This window comes from Bacillus sp. BS1807G30 (genome assembly GCF_040047675.1).
Taxonomy (GTDB): Bacteria; Bacillota; Bacilli; order Bacillales; family Bacillaceae; genus Bacillus; species Bacillus altitudinis.
This window is the reverse complement of sequence record NZ_CP157353.1, coordinates 2,559,143-2,575,585: the sequence shown is the minus strand read 5'-3', so window position 1 is coordinate 2,575,585 and position 16,443 is coordinate 2,559,143. Positions and strand designations below refer to the sequence as shown.

Annotated in this window: 15 protein-coding genes; 10 read left to right on the top strand and 5 right to left on the bottom strand. The window is 41.2% G+C overall.

Annotation, left to right across the window (positions count from 1 at the left end; genetic code table 11):
• Positions 1 to 95: 95 nt before the first annotated feature.
• The gene (locus ABG082_RS13235) at positions 96 to 398 is read right to left on the bottom strand and encodes a YtpI family protein (RefSeq protein WP_008343164.1); all 303 of its coding nucleotides are present in this window, start codon (positions 396 to 398) and stop codon (positions 96 to 98) included.
• Positions 399 to 545: 147 nt separating this feature from the next.
• On the opposite strand from ABG082_RS13235, the gene ABG082_RS13230 reads away from it, so the two are divergent.
• Positions 546 to 1,487, top strand: coding sequence for a bifunctional oligoribonuclease/PAP phosphatase NrnA (locus ABG082_RS13230; RefSeq protein WP_348936169.1), 942 nt, complete (start codon positions 546 to 548; stop codon positions 1,485 to 1,487).
• A gap of 49 nt (positions 1,488 to 1,536) precedes the next feature.
• Here the strand turns inward: ABG082_RS13230 and ABG082_RS13225 are convergent, their stop codons facing one another.
• The 3 genes from ABG082_RS13225 to ABG082_RS13215 all read right to left on the bottom strand — a co-directional run bounded on the left by ABG082_RS13225 (position 1,537) and on the right by ABG082_RS13215 (position 2,673).
• Positions 1,537 to 1,722: a hypothetical protein gene (locus ABG082_RS13225; protein ID WP_008346082.1), complete on the bottom strand. Its 186-nt coding sequence runs from the start codon at positions 1,720 to 1,722 to the stop codon at positions 1,537 to 1,539.
• A 109-nt stretch (positions 1,723 to 1,831) separates the two neighbouring features.
• Complete coding sequence (ytrI, locus tag ABG082_RS13220) at positions 1,832 to 2,335, bottom strand: sporulation membrane protein YtrI (protein WP_007501718.1); 504 nt, start codon at positions 2,333 to 2,335, stop codon at positions 1,832 to 1,834.
• Positions 2,332 to 2,673: a YtrH family sporulation protein gene (locus ABG082_RS13215; RefSeq protein ID WP_007501717.1), complete on the bottom strand. Its 342-nt coding sequence runs from the start codon at positions 2,671 to 2,673 to the stop codon at positions 2,332 to 2,334. Before ABG082_RS13215 ends, ytrI begins: the two co-directional genes overlap by 4 nt.
• A gap of 137 nt (positions 2,674 to 2,810) precedes the next feature.
• Between ABG082_RS13215 and dnaE the strand changes: the two genes are divergently transcribed.
• From dnaE to ABG082_RS13180, 7 genes are all read left to right on the top strand, one after another.
• A complete protein-coding gene (gene dnaE, locus ABG082_RS13210) occupies positions 2,811 to 6,146 on the top strand; it encodes a DNA polymerase III subunit alpha (protein WP_098680635.1) in 3,336 nt (1,111 codons plus the stop codon).
• Positions 6,147 to 6,287: 141 nt separating this feature from the next.
• Positions 6,288 to 7,520 carry a malic enzyme-like NAD(P)-binding protein gene (locus ABG082_RS13205; RefSeq protein WP_007501712.1) on the top strand — a complete coding sequence of 411 codons (1,233 nt, stop codon included), beginning with the start codon at positions 6,288 to 6,290 and terminating at the stop codon, positions 7,518 to 7,520.
• A 305-nt stretch (positions 7,521 to 7,825) separates the two neighbouring features.
• Positions 7,826 to 8,701: an acetyl-CoA carboxylase, carboxyltransferase subunit beta gene (gene accD, locus ABG082_RS13200; RefSeq protein WP_008346077.1), complete on the top strand. Its 876-nt coding sequence runs from the start codon at positions 7,826 to 7,828 to the stop codon at positions 8,699 to 8,701.
• A complete protein-coding gene (accA, locus tag ABG082_RS13195) occupies positions 8,686 to 9,663 on the top strand; it encodes an acetyl-CoA carboxylase carboxyl transferase subunit alpha (RefSeq protein WP_008346075.1) in 978 nt (325 codons plus the stop codon). The genes accD and accA overlap by 16 nt, the downstream gene beginning before the upstream one ends.
• A gap of 339 nt (positions 9,664 to 10,002) precedes the next feature.
• Positions 10,003 to 10,962: a 6-phosphofructokinase gene (gene pfkA / locus ABG082_RS13190; RefSeq protein WP_017358271.1), complete on the top strand. Its 960-nt coding sequence runs from the start codon at positions 10,003 to 10,005 to the stop codon at positions 10,960 to 10,962.
• A gap of 27 nt (positions 10,963 to 10,989) precedes the next feature.
• Entirely contained in the window at positions 10,990 to 12,750 is a 1,761-nt protein-coding gene (gene pyk, locus ABG082_RS13185; protein ID WP_348936168.1) for a pyruvate kinase, read from the top strand.
• A gap of 99 nt (positions 12,751 to 12,849) precedes the next feature.
• Positions 12,850 to 13,239 (top strand): FxsA family protein, encoded by a 390-nt coding sequence (locus ABG082_RS13180; RefSeq protein ID WP_007501703.1) that lies wholly within the window; start codon positions 12,850 to 12,852, stop codon positions 13,237 to 13,239.
• A 24-nt stretch (positions 13,240 to 13,263) separates the two neighbouring features.
• Here the strand turns inward: ABG082_RS13180 and ytvI are convergent, their stop codons facing one another.
• Positions 13,264 to 14,382 carry a sporulation integral membrane protein YtvI gene (gene ytvI, locus ABG082_RS13175; protein ID WP_025207772.1) on the bottom strand — a complete coding sequence of 373 codons (1,119 nt, stop codon included), beginning with the start codon at positions 14,380 to 14,382 and terminating at the stop codon, positions 13,264 to 13,266.
• A gap of 100 nt (positions 14,383 to 14,482) precedes the next feature.
• On the opposite strand from ytvI, the gene ABG082_RS13170 reads away from it, so the two are divergent.
• A complete protein-coding gene (locus tag ABG082_RS13170) occupies positions 14,483 to 14,947 on the top strand; it encodes a DUF441 domain-containing protein (protein ID WP_017367832.1) in 465 nt (154 codons plus the stop codon).
• Positions 14,948 to 15,322: 375 nt separating this feature from the next.
• Complete coding sequence (gene citZ, locus ABG082_RS13165; protein ID WP_008346063.1) at positions 15,323 to 16,441, top strand: citrate synthase; 1,119 nt, start codon at positions 15,323 to 15,325, stop codon at positions 16,439 to 16,441.
• Positions 16,442 to 16,443 lie beyond the last annotated feature (2 nt).

Below are 16,443 nucleotides of genomic sequence, written 5' to 3'. Positions count from 1 at the left end.
GCCAGTACTCCTCCTTCCTAGGGCTGCAAAGGTTTTCTATCACGCTGAAAAGAAGAGAAAGGGCTAAAATAAAGTTCATTTTAGCCCTTTCTCTATTATGCGTGGTCTTTTTCGCCTTCCTTTAAAAAGAGCGGAAGATAGTGCTTATAGGCTTTATATCCGGCCCATGTACTGCCGATACCAACTGCAACAAAAACAAACCCAATGACAAATGCGAGTGACGAGCGGTTTAAAAATAATTGATTCACACCGAAGAGCAGGACAAAGCAGCCAAGTGCCATACTTGATTTGGCAGACCAGAATTTCTTTTCGACCGGCCGGTTCGTACGGACATTCTTTGCTTTGTAGTATAAATAAAACATGGCAGAACAAATAATAAACACAATCAAAACAAGCATGTGCCAAGCCTCCATTGTAAGTGGTTACAACCCTATTTTAAACGTAAATAGGCTTGCTTACTAGAATAAATTGTCTATTCCTCACTTTTCTGTCTGGGTAGATTATGATTTAATAATAAAAAGAGTATCGCATAAGAAGGAGTATTTATGAAAAAAGAACTGATTAGAACCATATCATTATATGACACCATCATCATTCATAGACATGTAAGACCTGATCCAGACGCATATGGATCGCAGTGCGGCCTTACGGAAATCTTGCGTGCCACCTATCCAGAAAAAAATATTTATGCGACAGGAACCCCTGAGCCATCCCTTTCATTTTTATATGAATTAGATGACGTGCCAGATGAAGTGTACAAAGGTGCCCTTGTCATTGTCTGTGACACTGCGAATCAAGCAAGAATTGATGATCAGCGTTATTCAATGGGCGATAAGCTGATGAAAATTGATCATCATCCGAATGAAGATCCGTATGGTGATTTGCTTTGGGTTGATACAGAAGCAAGCTCTGTTAGTGAAATGATTTATGAGCTGTATTTAGAGGGGAAAGAAGAAGGATATCAGCTGAATACAAAGGCGGCAGAACTCATTTATGCCGGCATTGTAGGAGACACAGGCCGTTTCCTTTTCCCAAACACAACGAAAAAGACACTCAAATATGCGGGTGAACTCATCGAATATTCGTTTTCATCATCAGACCTTTTCAATCAATTGTATGAGACAGATTTGAATGTCGTGAAATTAAATGGCTATATTTTTCAACATATCTCCTTATCAGAGAATGGCGTAGCTTCTGTTTTTATTAAACGTGACATTTTGGAGTCATTCCAAACAACAGCGCAGCAAGCCTCACAGCTTGTTGGAACACTTGGAAATATTGCAGGGATTAAGGCATGGGTCTTTTTTGTGGAAGAGAACGATCAGATTCGTGTGAGATTCCGCTCAAAAGGCGTCGTCATTAACACCATTGCTAAAAAATATCATGGCGGAGGTCACCCGCTTGCAGCCGGTGCGTCCATATATGATTGGGCAGTTGCAGATGAGATTTTGCGTGATTTAGAAGAAGTATGTAAATCATCATCGTGAGAGAGGGGCTTCAAGTCCCCCCTCTCTTTTTTGAGCTTTGAGAAAAGGGTTACTTGGATACAGGGATAAACCAGCAGCCGATGTCAGTTGAATCTTCATAGGCTTGGAGATTTTGATGCTTTAATTCTTTTTTAATTAAATGGGCCATCATTTCTGTCTCAGCATAAGCACACATGCCGTCTTTAATCCGGCTTGCTTTGTCTCGTGCCATTTGACGATAGCTGTAAACCTCCATTGTTCTCACCTCTTTCTTATAATCATCTCGTTCTTCTTTTAGTGTATAAAAATAACAAGTGAAAAGCGATCATTGAGTGCAGAAATTCATAAAAATTCCACATCATCTATTATTCAGCAAAGGAAATACGCACTTCAAGCGATAGCTTTGTATAAATGGTCAGCTCAGTGACTTTGGCGCGGTATGCCTTTTCTCTAATCGTATATTCTTTATTTTCCACGGTCCGTTTTAAGAGCTCTTTTGTTTTATAGACACTTTCAATATCCTTTGTGATCACCTCTGAGATATCCTCTTTCACCTGATCTTCAAATTTCAAGGTATCTGGCTCCGGGATTTTGTACTGCTCACGGTTGACGAGGTGAACGTCTACGCTCTGAATAAGCAGACGCTGCTTATTGTCTTCATTTAATTTATGCAAATCTTCCCGATAGAGTGTGATTTGTTCTTTCAGACTGTCCATATGGTGCTGCTGGCTTCTGAGCAGTGTCACTTGCTTCTCTTGAAAGGTGCCATACGTAAAGAGAAAAATCAGCCAGCTGATAATTGCGCCGAACATCATCCCAGCAAAAAAACGCTGCCAGCCTGGACGTTTATACAGCTCAGGCACCCTCATGATGACACATGCTCCTGAGTGAGCCACGTAATCAGGAGATACCCCGTTTGCGCACCGCCCATAGCAGAGATAATTAACAAGATCTGCTTGAAAATATCACGTGTGTTCCCTTCGAAAATCCCTCTTTCAAAACTATAGACCGCATCAAAAGTTCCACCGATTGCCGCAACAAGTGCCCAAATTTTTAAGCGGTTGGCAAGACTTGAAATAATTGATAGCGGTGGCTGACCAGATAAATATGCACCTACCCCGCCTATAATGGCACCGCCCAAAATAACCCCCAGTGCGATAAAATAACAACTAATAAAGTTTGGAATAAAGGCTTCCTTCACATCCATTTTTCCCACCTCACTCTATTCAATATATGGCGTGTGCTGGACAAGTATGAACGAGCGGAAAAGAAAGAACATTTGTTTCTCACCGCATCGCGTTTTATAATGAAAGAATGAATTTAGACGAAAGGAGTGGATTAAGCATGTCCTATGTTCATCTTCAGGTCCACAGTGGATACAGCTTGTTGAGCAGTGCAGCGAAGGTCAAGGAGCTCGTATTAAAGGCGAAAGAACTTGGCTATCAAGCGCTCGCTCTTACGGATGACCATGTGATGTATGGAACGGTTGAATTTTATAAGGAATGTAAAACACATGGCATCAAGCCGATTATCGGTTTAACAGCTTCTGTCTTCATAGATGAACAAGAGACAGAGGCTTATCCTTTGATCCTCCTTGCCAAAAACAATGAAGGCTATCAAAACTTGATCAAAATTAGCAGTGTCTTGAAATCAAAGTCAAAAACCGGCCTGAAAGAGAAATGGCTGAAAGCCTATCATCATGGCCTTATTGCCATCACACCAGGCGTATCCGGCTATATTGAAACGCTGCTGCAACATGATCAGCTAGATGAAGCAAGGGATGCAGCGAGCCATTTAAAAGATCTTTTTGGTGAGGAACATGTGTATTTAGCCGTTCAGCCGTTTCAGCAGGACGAAGAGCTGTCTCATAAGCTGCGGGAACTCTCAAAAAGGGCGAACATCCCGCTTGTGGCAACAGGTGACGTCCACTATATCCATCAAGAGGACAAAACCGCATATACATGTTTAAAGGCCATTAAAGCAGGCCAGCAGTTATCAGAAATAGAGGAAGACCAAGGAGACAAGCATTTCAGATCGACCGAAGAAATGATGAAGTGGTTTGGTGATGATCCAGAATTGCTGGCAAGAACGGTTGAGATTGCAAACCGCTGTGAGGTCGATTTAAATCTTGGTCAGACGAAACTGCCAACTTATCCGACGCCTGATCAATCAACAGCTGATCAGTTTTTACGAAGAGTGTGCCAAGAAGGCATGAAACGAAGACAGATTGCTTCAAATGACACATATATCAAAAGGCTTGAGTATGAGCTGAGCATCATTCAAAAAATGAATTTCAGTGACTATTTCCTCATTGTGTGGGATTTTATGAAGTATGCTCATGATCATGGCATAGTCACAGGTCCTGGCCGGGGATCAGCAGCAGGCTCTTTAGTTGCGTATGTTCTGTTTATTACAGATGTCGATCCGATCCGTCACGGGCTTTTATTTGAGCGTTTTTTAAATCCTGAACGAATCAGCATGCCGGATATAGATATCGATTTCCCTGACACGAGAAGAGATGAAATCATTTCATATGTAAAAGACAAATATGGGGATATGCATGTGGCGCAAATTGTCACGTTTGGAACACTTGCCGCAAAGGCAGCTTTAAGAGATGTCGGACGTGTGATGGGAATTGATTCAAAAGCAGCAGACCGCCTTGCAAAGCTCATCCCATCAAAGCCAGGGACGACACTGAAAGAAGCGGTGACAGTCTCCTCAGAATTAAAAACATTGCTCCAGCAATCTGAAGAGCTGCAAAGAGTGTTTCAAACCGCTTTAAAGGTAGAAGGATTACCAAGACATACGTCAACACATGCAGCCGGCGTTGTCCTAAGTGAGGAGCCGCTCACACAAGTCGTGCCTATTCAAGAAGGCCATGATGGAGTGTATTTGACGCAATATGCGATGAATTATTTAGAAGATCTCGGTCTTTTAAAAATGGATTTTTTAGGTTTGAGAAACTTAACATTAATTGAATCCATTAAAAACCAGATTGAAAGACAGGAAAACGTCCACATTAACTTTAGTGACATTTCATATGAAGATCAGAAAACGTTTGATTTGTTATCAGCGGGAGATACAACGGGGATTTTCCAGCTCGAATCACAAGGTATGCGTCAGGTGCTGAGACGACTGAAACCTTCTAGTCTAGAAGATATCGTGGCTGTCAATGCCTTATACCGCCCGGGTCCGATGGAGAATATCCCGCTCTTTATCGACCGAAAGCATGGCAGAGTGAAAGTCTCCTACCCGCATCCAGATTTGTATGACATCTTAAAGGATACATATGGGGTTATCGTCTATCAGGAGCAAATCATGCTGATTGCAGCAAAGATGGCAGGCTTTAAGCTGGGCGAGGCTGATTTACTAAGAAGAGCCGTTTCAAAGAAGGATAAAAAGGTGCTTGATGAAGAGCGAAGCCATTTTGTTGAAGGATGCCTAAAAAAGGAGTATCCTGTTAACATTGCAAATGACGTTTATGACCTAATCGTCAAATTTGCAAACTATGGTTTTAATAGAAGCCATGCTGTTGCATATAGCATGATCGGCTTTCAGCTTGCTTATTTAAAAGCGCATTATCCGTTATATTTTATGTGCGGTCTTTTAACGAGTGTGATTGGAAATGAAGACAAAGTGGCTCAATATTTCTATGAGGCAAAGGAAAAAGGGATATCTGTGTTGAAGCCTTCTATTAATAAGAGCGAATTTCCATTCACGGTTGAAAAAGGGGAGATCCGCTACAGCTTAAGAGCGATCAAAAATGTCGGAGTGTCAGCTGTAAAGGATATATACAGAGCAAGACAGGAAAAGCCATTTGAAGATTTATTTGATTTTTGCGCAAGGGTATCAACAAAGAGTGTCAACCGAAAAACGATTGAAGCCCTCATTTTCTCAGGGGCAATGGATGAGCTTCATCCAAATCGTGCTTCGTTATTAGCATCGATAGATATTGCGTTAGACCATGTGTCATTTTTAACACCTGAGGATCAATTGGACTTTCTTGGGGATACAACGTTCTCCATTAAGCCAAAATATGCGGAGATAGAAGAAATGCCGCTTGTCGATCTCTTGCAATTTGAGAAAGAAGCACTCGGGTTATATTTATCAAATCACCCAGTACAAGCGTATCGAGATCGTTTGAGAGAGAATGGTGCAGTGGAAATCATCAGACTTTCTTCCTATATAAAGCGAAAGATCTCAATGGGTGGTCTTTTGACAAAGGTGAAATCGATTCGGACAAAAAATGGACAATCGATGGCATTTGTCACATTCGGGGATGAAACGGGAGAAATGGAAGGTGTCGTCTTTCCAGAGCAATTTAGAAAGCTGTCCCCCTTACTTGAGGAGGGCGCAATGCTTTATGTTGAAGGCAGAATAGATGTCAGAAATGAGAGCAGTCAAATCATCGTGCAAGAAGCTGTTCTACTGGAAGAGATGGGCTCTAAAAGAAAAGAATCTGTCTACATTCGAGTCAAAGAAGAGAACCATACGCAAGAGCTGCTAGAACAAGTGAAACGAGTGATCTCCATGCACAGCGGAGAAGCAGATGTCTATTTGTATTATGAAAAGCAAAAAAAGACGATGAGACTTCCAGATGCATACAAAGTTCATGCAGATCATGCGGTGATTTTCCAGTTAAAAGAGCTGCTCGGTGAACAAAACGTTGTGATTAAATGATGACAAATCGTCTGAATATGTTTTACAATTTCACCTATTGTGTTATCATTTTAAAGATTCTGTGTATTTAAACTGCCAAGTATGTGCTTATCAACTTAGCAATTCATTAAATCATTTTCCACTTGAAGGAGTGTTCATCACATGTCATTAAGAGAAGAAGCATTACATATGCACAAAGAGAATCAAGGCAAACTCGAATCAAAATCAAAGGTACAAGTGAAAAATGCGAAAGACTTGAGCTTGGCTTACTCACCAGGTGTGGCAGAGCCATGTAAAGATATTTATGACGACACAAGCAAAGTGTATGATTATACAATGAAAGGCAATATGGTTGCTGTTGTCACAGACGGAAGTGCTGTGTTAGGGCTTGGAAACATTGGGGCAGAAGCATCTCTTCCAGTAATGGAAGGAAAAGCTGTATTATTCAAAAGCTTTGCAGGTGTTGATGCATTCCCAATCGCACTTGCAACAAACGATGTAGACAAAATCGTTGAAACAGTGAAGCTTCTTGAGCCGACATTTGGCGGCGTGAACCTTGAAGATATTGCAGCACCAAACTGCTTTATCATTGAAGAGCGTTTGAAAAAAGAGACAAACATTCCTGTTTTCCACGATGATCAGCACGGGACAGCGATTGTAACAGTGGCAGGACTTGTAAATGCACTGAAGCTGTCTGGAAAATCAATGTCTTCAATTAAAGTGGTTGCAAACGGCGCTGGAGCAGCAGGAATTGCGATTATCAAACTTCTTTATCATTTCGGTGTACGTGATATTATCATGTGTGATACAAAAGGCGCTATTTATGAAGGCCGTCCGAATGGTATGAATGCAGTGAAAAATGAAGTAGCTAAATTCACGAACCAAGATCGTAAAGAAGGTTCTTTAGAAGAAGTGATTGAAGGCGCAGATGTCTTTATCGGCGTTTCAGTAGCAGGTGCTTTAACTAAAGAAATGGTTGGGAAAATGGCAAAAGATCCTGTCATCTTCGCAATGGCTAATCCAAACCCAGAGATCATGCCAGAAGATGCACATGCAGCAGGTGCAAGTGTTGTAGGAACTGGCCGTTCTGACTTCCCGAACCAAGTGAACAACGTCCTTGCATTCCCTGGTATTTTCCGCGGAGCGCTTGATGTACGTGCGACACACATTAACGAAGAAATGAAAATTGCAGCTGTTGAAGCGATTGCTTCCCTTGTATCAGATGAAGAATTGTCAGCGGAATACGTTATTCCTGCGCCATTTGATGCACGAGTAGCGCCAGCGGTAGCCAAAGCAGTGGCAAAAGCAGCAATGGAAACGGGCGTTTCAAGAATCAAAGTAGACCCAGAAGCTGTTGCAGAAAAAACAAGAAAATTAACGATTATCGGCGAGTAATCGAATTGGAAAAGTGTGCACGTTTTTTCTGAATTTGGAGGAAAAACGTGCACCATTTCCTCTCTTTCACGAAATTTTTTTCATCCTAAATGAGATTTTTTTGTAGACGTTCACAATTCACATATACCAACTACTCAGCGCCCCAAACCTATACTCATTTCTCATCAATTCCCCACTGAAAAAATTGAATGAAGGATGACAGCGTTTGACAAAAAAAGTACAATAGTTTCGGTACAGTTATGACATGTCCTATAATAGTGGATGTGCGTGTAAAGAAAAAACCCTTCAAAAAGGGAGGTAGTCATTTGTCAATCAAGAATATTTTCAGTAAAAAGAAAAAATATGCATCTGTACCCTCTGAACAGGCAAGTCAAGATGTGCCTGAAGGCATCATGACCAAATGTCCGCAATGTAAAAAAATAATGCTCACCAAAGAACTAGATAAAAATTTACGTGTTTGCATGAATTGCGGCAGACATTTGCAAATGAATGCAAAACAACGTATTGAAAGCCTTGTAGACGAAGGCACATTTGAAGAATTTAACGGTCACCTCATTTCTGAGAACCCGCTAGGTTTCCCAGGCTACGAAGAAAAGCTTCAGAAAGACAGAGAAAAAACATCTTTGAATGAAGCCATCGTGACAGGAAAAGGTGAAATTAAAGGTCAAAGTGCTGTCATTGCTGTCATGGATGCCACGTTCCGTATGGGCAGCATGGGCTCGGTCGTTGGTGAAAAGATTACACTAGCTATTGAGAAAGCAAAAGCGGACAAGGTGCCATTTATCATCTTCACTGCATCTGGAGGAGCAAGAATGCAAGAGGGGATTCTTAGTCTGATGCAGATGGCAAAAACAAGTTCAGCATTAAAGCTGTTCAGCGAGGATCAAGGTCTGATTATTTCTGTGATGACCAATCCGACAACTGGCGGTGTATCAGCTAGTTTCGCGTCTCTCGGTGATTACAACTTTGCAGAGCCTGGTGCATTAATTGGTTTTGCTGGTCGCAGAATCATTGAACAAACCATTCGTGAAGACCTACCAGAGGACTTCCAAACGGCTGAATTTTTAATGAAGCATGGTCAGCTAGATGCTGTGATTCACCGTGCAGAAATGAAAGAAACATTAGGCCAAATCTTAGCATTACACAGCACAGGAGGTGAACGAGAGTGGCTGGAGAACTAGAATTTGAAAAACCTGTCATTGAACTTCGAGCGAAAATTGATGAATTGAAAAAGTTCACACAAAACTCAGAGATGGATTTAAGTGCGGAAATTGAGCGCCTTGAAACACGTCTGAGTAAGCTTGAAACAGACATTTATACAAATTTAAAGCCGTGGGACAGAGTGCAAATTGCTCGTCATGCGATGCGCCCAACAACTCTCGATTACATTCAAGAGCTGTTTGATAACTTTTTCGAATGTCACGGTGATCGTTTTTATGGTGACGATGAAGCCATCGTTGGAGGAATTGCCACGTTTAAAGGACTTCCTGTCACAGTCATTGGTCATCAGCGCGGAAAAGACACAAAAGAAAACTTGCGCCGTAATTTCGGGATGCCGCATCCAGAAGGTTACCGTAAAGCATTGCGCTTGATGAAACAAGCAGATAAATTTAATCGTCCAATCATTTGCTTTATTGATACAAAAGGAGCTTATCCTGGTAAAGCAGCTGAAGAACGCGGGCAAAGTGAAGCAATTGCGAAAAACCTTTTCGAAATGGCAGGACTTCGTGTACCGGTTGTCTGTATTGTCATTGGAGAAGGCGGAAGTGGCGGAGCACTAGGCTTAGGCGTAGGAAACCACCTATTTATGCTAGAGAACTCAACATATTCAGTGATTTCACCTGAAGGTGCAGCAGCACTGCTCTGGAAGGACTCATCACTTGCAAAAAAAGCTGCAGAATCAATGAAAATTACCGCTCCAGACCTAAAAGAATTAGATATTATAGATGATGTTATTAAAGAAGTGCAAGGTGGAGCACACCGAGACGTGAAACAACAAGCAGCCTACATTGAAAAAACATTAAAACAGTCACTTACATCTTTGCTCAAACAATCGCCTGAAGAATTAGTCGAACAAAGATATCAAAAATACAAAGCAATCGGCAAAGTATCGATTGAAAATCAATATATTGGGGTAAACTAAATAAACGTACAGCCTTTTGGCTGGCGTTTATTTTTTTCGTCTTTTTTCATCAAAACGATCTGATGTAAGCGCTATTTGAAAATAATTTTCTTTTGTTTTCATAAAATTTGAAACGTCTGAAAACGTTGATTTGACAAGGTTTAGAGCACTTGAAACAACTGTTTTTTGAACAAAGTGCTTTCATGACTTTCTTAACTTTTGTTTAAAAACATTTTATTTAATTGTATAATAAGTACGGTTTTAGAAATTCGTATTGAAAACATCCGGTTTTGCTCATGATTGTTTTCAAGCAGTGGAAATGGTATGTTTAATTCATATATGGTCTCTGAGGTGAAAAAGATGAAGCGTATAGGAGTTTTAACGAGCGGTGGGGATTCCCCAGGAATGAATGCAGCTGTGCGCGCAGTTGTAAGGAAAGCAATTTACCATAATGTAGAAGTTTACGGTATTTATAATGGATATTCAGGTCTAATTAACGGTAAAATTGAGAAACTCGAAATAGGTTCAGTAGGCGATATCATTCATCGTGGAGGAACAAAACTTTACACGGCAAGATGTCCTGAATTCAAGACAGTTGAAGGTCGTGAAAAAGGGATTGAGAACTTAAAAAAATTCGGTATTGAAGGACTTGTTGTCATCGGTGGAGATGGCTCATTCATGGGAGCGAAGAAATTAACAGAGCTCGGTTTTCCATGTGTAGGTGTTCCCGGCACGATTGACAATGACATTCCAGGTACTGATTTCACTATTGGCTTTGATACAGCACTAAATACAGTCATTGATGCCATTGATAAAATTCGTGATACAGCCACATCTCATGAACGTACATACGTAGTGGAAGTAATGGGAAGACATGCAGGGGATATTGCCCTTTGGTCAGGTCTTGCAGGCGGAGCTGAATCGATTTTAATTCCTGAAGCAGACTATGACATGGACGAAATTATTGCCAGATTGAGAAGAGGACATGAGCGCGGCAAGAAGCACAGTATCATCATCGTCGCAGAAGGCGTAGGTAGCGGTGTCGAATTTGGTAAGAGAATTGAAGAAGAGACAAGCCTTGAAACGCGTGTATCTGTCTTAGGACATATTCAGCGTGGAGGTTCTCCAAGTGCGTTTGACCGAGTGCTCGCAAGCCGCCTAGGAGCGTATGCAGTAGAACTTCTTCTTGAAGGAAGAGGCGGACGCTGTGTAGGAATTCAAAGCAACGAACTCGTTCATCACGATATTTTAGACATCTTAGATAAAAAGCATACAGTCGATCAAAATATGTACCGACTTTCACAAGAGCTCTCTATATAAAACGAGAAGACCTTAGGAGGAACAGTAATGAGAAAGACAAAAATCGTTTGTACAATCGGTCCAGCAAGTGAAAACATTGAAAAGCTGACTGAATTGATTGAAGCAGGAATGAATGTAGCCAGACTAAACTTCTCTCATGGAGATTTTGAAGAGCATGGTGCACGTATTGAAAACATTCGCAAAGCAGGTAAAACTTTAGGCAAGGACATTGCGATCCTTCTTGATACAAAAGGTCCAGAGATCCGTACACGTACAGTTGAAAACGGCTCAATTGAGTTAGTTGCTGGTGCTGATCTTATCGTGAGTATGGAAGACATTGTGGGAAACACTGAAAAAATCAGTGTGACGTACGAAGATTTAATTCATGATGTAGAAGTGGGCTCAACCATCTTATTAGATGATGGTCTGATTGGTCTAGAAGTAAAAGAATTAAATAAGGACCGAAAAGAAATCGTCACAAAAGTGATGAATACAGGTACACTGAAAAACAAAAAAGGTGTTAACGTACCGGGTGTGAGTGTGAACTTGCCGGGTATTACAGAAAAGGATGCCAATGATATTCTGTTCGGAATTGAACAAGGTGTCGATTTCATCGCAGCTTCTTTTGTGAGACGAGCTTCTGATGTTCTTGAAATTCGTGAGCTGCTTGAAAAGAACAACGCAGCTGACATTCAAATCATTCCTAAGATTGAAAACCAAGAGGGCGTTGATAACATCGATGAAATCCTTGAGGTATCAGATGGATTGATGGTCGCTCGTGGAGATCTTGGTGTTGAGATTCCGGCAGAAGAAGTACCGCTTGTTCAAAAAATGCTGATCAAAAAATGCAACCGTTTAGGCAAGCCTGTCATCACAGCAACTCAAATGCTGGATAGCATGCAGCGTAACCCGCGTCCAACTCGTGCAGAAGCAAGTGATGTGGCAAATGCTATTTTTGACGGTACAGATGCGATCATGCTATCTGGTGAAACAGCAGCAGGAACATATCCAGTTGAAGCTGTGCAAACAATGCACAACATTGCCTCACGTTCAGAGGAAGCACTTAACTATAAAGCAATCCTTTCTCGCAGAAGCGAAGAAGTAGAGGTCAGCATTACAGATGCGATCGGTCAATCTGTTGCGCACACAGCTATGAAGCTTGATGTGGCAGCGATTGTGACACCTACTGAGAGTGGTCATACTGCAAGAATGATTTCAAAATATAGACCAAAAGCACCAATCGTAGCAGTCACAGCAAACGAATCAGTGGCAAGAAAACTTTCACTCGTATTCGGTGTATTTGCAAAGAGCGGTTCAAAAACGACATCTACTGATGAAATGCTTGAGAATGCAGTAGAAAAGTCAATTGAAACAGGCTATGTAAGACATGGTGATTTAATCGTGATTACAGCTGGTGTGCCAGTTGGTGAAACAGGTACAACCAACTTAATGAAAGTGTATGTTGTCGGTGACATCATTGCGAAGGGTCAAGGAATTGGCCGCAAATCTGCATTTGGACCGGTTGTTATTGCACAAAGCGGAAAAGAAGCAGAGGAAAAAATGTACGATGGTGCGATTCTTGTCGCAAACTGCACAGATCGTGATATGATGGGTGCTTTAGAAAAAGCGTCTGCCCTTATCACGGAAGAAGGCGGTTTAACAAGCCATGCAGCAGTCGTTGGGCTCAGTCTTGGCATTCCAGTCATTGTTGGTCTCGACAGTGCCACAACACTTCTAAAAGAAGGCGAAGAGATTACAGTAGATCCAGCACGCGGAGCGATCTACAAAGGCCGTGCAAGCGTCCTTTAAATCACACACGAGGGGAGTTATCTGACTCCTCTCTTTTTTTATGTTACACTAAAAAAAGTAAACAGCTTTCGATGAAAGAGACCCCATGAGGTGATATGGTTGAAAAAATATTTTCTACTATTATTGATTCTGTTCCCAGCAGTTGAAATTAGTTTATTTTTAATCTCAAGTAACATCATTGGTATTTTACCAACGATGCTAGTCATTGTGCTGACAAGTGCACTAGGTGCTTACTTTGCAAGAAAACAAGGAATAGAAGCATTTCAGAAAGTACAGCGAGATTTACAATATGGCAAAATGCCAGGGGCCACCATTGTCGATGGCTTCTGCATTCTGATCGGTGGTTTGCTGCTGCTCATACCTGGATTCCTTTCTGATCTGATTGGGGCTGTTCTGCTCATTCCCATGACAAGAAAACGGATCAAACCGCTCTTTGAGCGCTGGCTTAGAAACATGTCCAATCGCAAACGCTATACGATTATACGCTAAAGAGACCTTCTCATCAGGTCTCTTTTACTTTTGCGCACCATACCGAATGTACTGATAAAGGTCTCTGAAAACCCCTGCATTACGAAACGCCTGCCAAACGACAAGAGAAGCGGGACCGAGTGCAAGTCCAAGAAAACCAAAGCATTTTAACCCGACAAACAATGCCACGAGTGTTGCTAAAGGATTAAGACCGATTGATTTACTTAAGACTTTTGGCTCTGATATTTGTCTTTGAATGAGCACCACAATATACAAAATGCCCAGTCCAATGGCGAGTGAAAGATTTCCTGTCATGGCGGAGTAAATGATCCACGGAAGAAAAACCGTGCCACTCCCGATGTAAGGAAGTAAATCAACTAGACCAATACATAGAGCGATCACAATCGCATGCTCGACCTTTAAGATGAAAAGTCCAATCAGCACGATACCAATTGTCATGGCAACAAGGAGAAGCTGGGCTTTCATAAAGCCAGAAATGGCTTTTTTGATTTCAGATAAGATGGCACGTGTATGAAGCATCCATTTGGCGGGAAAGATACGAGAACCATATTTTTTTAATGTAAACCAATCTTTTGTGATAAAAAAAGTCGCTAGTGCGGAAAATAAAAGCGTCGCTGCTGCATCAGGCAAAAGACCTAAAAAAGCTGGAATGAATTCAAGAGTTTTTGAAAGGAAAGTCCCGATTTTTGCCGCTGCTTCGTCACCAAGTGCTTGGATTTGTCCTAAAATCGACTCCTTTTGACCTGCTTGAAGTGTATTAAATTGAGCAGTCAAATCATGATATAAAGGCAAAATCTGATCCGTGAAAAAACGTTCCACAATCCCAATCATTTGATCAAGATGACCTGGCAGTACCTTTGCTAAATAAGCACTTCCTGAAATGATTTCCGCCACTAAAAGTGTCATGAATCCGGCTGCTGCCACTAAAAAGAGTAATAGCACAATGATGACAACAAAACCTCTTGGCATCCCGGTCATGTTTTCGATTTTACATACGGCTGGATGAATCAAACACGACACGGCAAATGCAATCCAAAATGGATATAAAAACGGAAAAGACTGATATAAAAAAACAACCGCACAAACGGCGATGCTGAAAATCATCAAACTTCGCAAAAAAATGGCCACATACGTGTGATTCACACAATCCCCTCCAAAAAACAAGCATGTCCGATACTTCATTTTATTCAAAAAGATTAGTAATATGAAAAGGTCGCAATAAAAAGAAAGGAAGGGGCGGCATATGTTCACTCAAGCCAATTTATTTTTAATTCTTTTACTCGTCATTGCACTCATAGCGAAGAACAATTCGTTAATTTTAGCGGTTTCTGTGCTGATTGCGATTAAACTCATTGGATTAGATCAAAAAATTTTCCCGGTTCTGCAATCAAAAGGTATCAATTGGGGTGTGACGGTCATCACGATCGCTGTGCTTGTACCGATCGCAACAGGGGACATTGGATTTAAACAGCTTGGAGAAGCAATGAAATCCTCTTATGCTTGGATTGCACTCGGAGCGGGTATATTAGTAGCATTAATTGCAAAAAACGGCATTGTGCTACTCGAAAACGATCCGCATATCACAGCAGCGCTTGTATTCGGTACGATTTTGGCTGTCAGTTTATTCAAAGGTGTGGCTGTTGGCCCGCTGATTGGTGCTGGAATTGCCTATTTAGCGATGCAAGCAGTGAAATTTTTCAGCGGTTAAAAAGAGAGTGGCTCATGCCACTTTCTTTTGATATTTTTTCTGACGTGAGCTTTTGCAAAAAAACATAATTAAATATATTAAAAGAAGCAAAATCCCTTTATTCCATGCCCGAACCGGAAGGCTGGAAAAAAAAATATCAAAAAAAATTATAGTTAAACATTTAACAAATGTCTGATTATTGTTTATAATGGGAATAGGCTTAATTTTGAACTCATTGATCAAACAAGAGATATGAGGCTAAAAGCGCTCTAACCGTATAGGTAAATGTAAGCATTTTCTTTTCTAAACCTGCCAGCCTATTTTGGTTGGATAGCGCTTTCAAAAAGCGAGAATTTTGCAACGAAGGGGAATCTTTTTAAAAAGGGGAGATTGAACATGACAGCAACAAGAGGTCTTGAAGGTATCGTGGCAACAACTTCATCCGTAAGCTCAATTATTGATGATACTCTTACTTATGTAGGGTACAATATCGATGATTTAACTGAAAAAGCTACTTTCGAAGAAATTGTCTACCTGTTATGGCACTTAAAGCTGCCGAATGAGCAGGAGCTAAGCGAGTTAAAGCAGCAGCTCAATGAAAATGCTCATATTCCGCAAGAGATCATTGAGCACTTTAAATCTTATTCGCTGGATGGGGTTCATCCAATGTCTGCGATTCGTACAGCGGTATCCTTATTAGGTTTACTTGATGACGAATCAGAGATTATGGACAAAGAAGCGAATTACAGAAAAGCCATTCGCTTACAAGCGAAAATTTCTGGACTTGTCGCTGCATTCTCACGTATTCGAAAGGGACTTGAGCCTGTACAGCCAAAAGAAGAATACAGCTATGCTGCAAACTTCTTATATATGCTAAACGGCGAAGAGCCTTCACCAGTAGAAATTGAAGCGATTGATAAAGCGCTCATTCTACATGCGGATCACGAATTAAACGCATCGACATTTACAGCACGTGTATGTGTTGCTACACTATCAGATATCTACTCTGGTGTAACAGCGGCTATCGGCGCATTGAAAGGACCACTTCATGGCGGCGCGAATGAAGGCGTAATGAAGATGCTGTCAGAAATTGGCGAAGTTGAAAACGTAGATTCCTATATTCATGGTAAGCTAGAGAAGAAAGAGAAAATTATGGGCTTTGGCCACCGCGTTTACCGCCAGGGTGACCCGCGTGCAAAACATTTAAAAGAAATGAGCCAGCGCTTAACAAATCTCACAGGCGAGCCAAAATGGTATGAAATGTCTGTACGCGCAGAGGAAATCGTGACATCAGAGAAAAATCTTCCACCAAATGTTGATTTTTATTCTGCTTCTGTCTATCACAGTCTTGGGATTGATCATGACTTGTTTACACCAATTTTCGTGATCAGCCGATTCTCTGGATGGATTGCTCACATTTTAGAGCAATATGACAACAACCGTCTGATCCGTCCAAGAGCTGACTATATTGGACCTGATCTTCAAACGTTTGTTCCGATCAGTGAAAGAGACTAATG

Bases quoted from the DNA above. Each gene is read 5' to 3' on its own strand.
- dnaE (WP_098680635.1), top strand. From the start codon at position 2,811: ATGTCCTATGTTCATCTTCAGGTCCACAGTGGATACAGCTTGTTGAGC.
- pyk (WP_348936168.1), top strand. From the start codon at position 10,990: ATGAGAAAGACAAAAATCGTTTGTACAATCGGTCCAGCAAGTGAAAAC.
- ytrI (WP_007501718.1), bottom strand. From the start codon at position 2,335: ATGAGGGTGCCTGAGCTGTATAAACGTCCAGGCTGGCAGCGTTTTTTT.
- pfkA (WP_017358271.1), top strand. From the start codon at position 10,003: ATGAAGCGTATAGGAGTTTTAACGAGCGGTGGGGATTCCCCAGGAATG.
- ABG082_RS13170 (WP_017367832.1), top strand. From the start codon at position 14,483: ATGTTCACTCAAGCCAATTTATTTTTAATTCTTTTACTCGTCATTGCA.
- citZ (WP_008346063.1), top strand. From the start codon at position 15,323: ATGACAGCAACAAGAGGTCTTGAAGGTATCGTGGCAACAACTTCATCC.
- ABG082_RS13205 (WP_007501712.1), top strand. From the start codon at position 6,288: ATGTCATTAAGAGAAGAAGCATTACATATGCACAAAGAGAATCAAGGC.
- ABG082_RS13230 (WP_348936169.1), top strand. From the start codon at position 546: ATGAAAAAAGAACTGATTAGAACCATATCATTATATGACACCATCATC.
- ABG082_RS13235 (WP_008343164.1), bottom strand. From the start codon at position 398: ATGCTTGTTTTGATTGTGTTTATTATTTGTTCTGCCATGTTTTATTTA.
- ABG082_RS13225 (WP_008346082.1), bottom strand. From the start codon at position 1,722: ATGGAGGTTTACAGCTATCGTCAAATGGCACGAGACAAAGCAAGCCGG.
- ABG082_RS13215 (WP_007501717.1), bottom strand. From the start codon at position 2,673: ATGGATGTGAAGGAAGCCTTTATTCCAAACTTTATTAGTTGTTATTTT.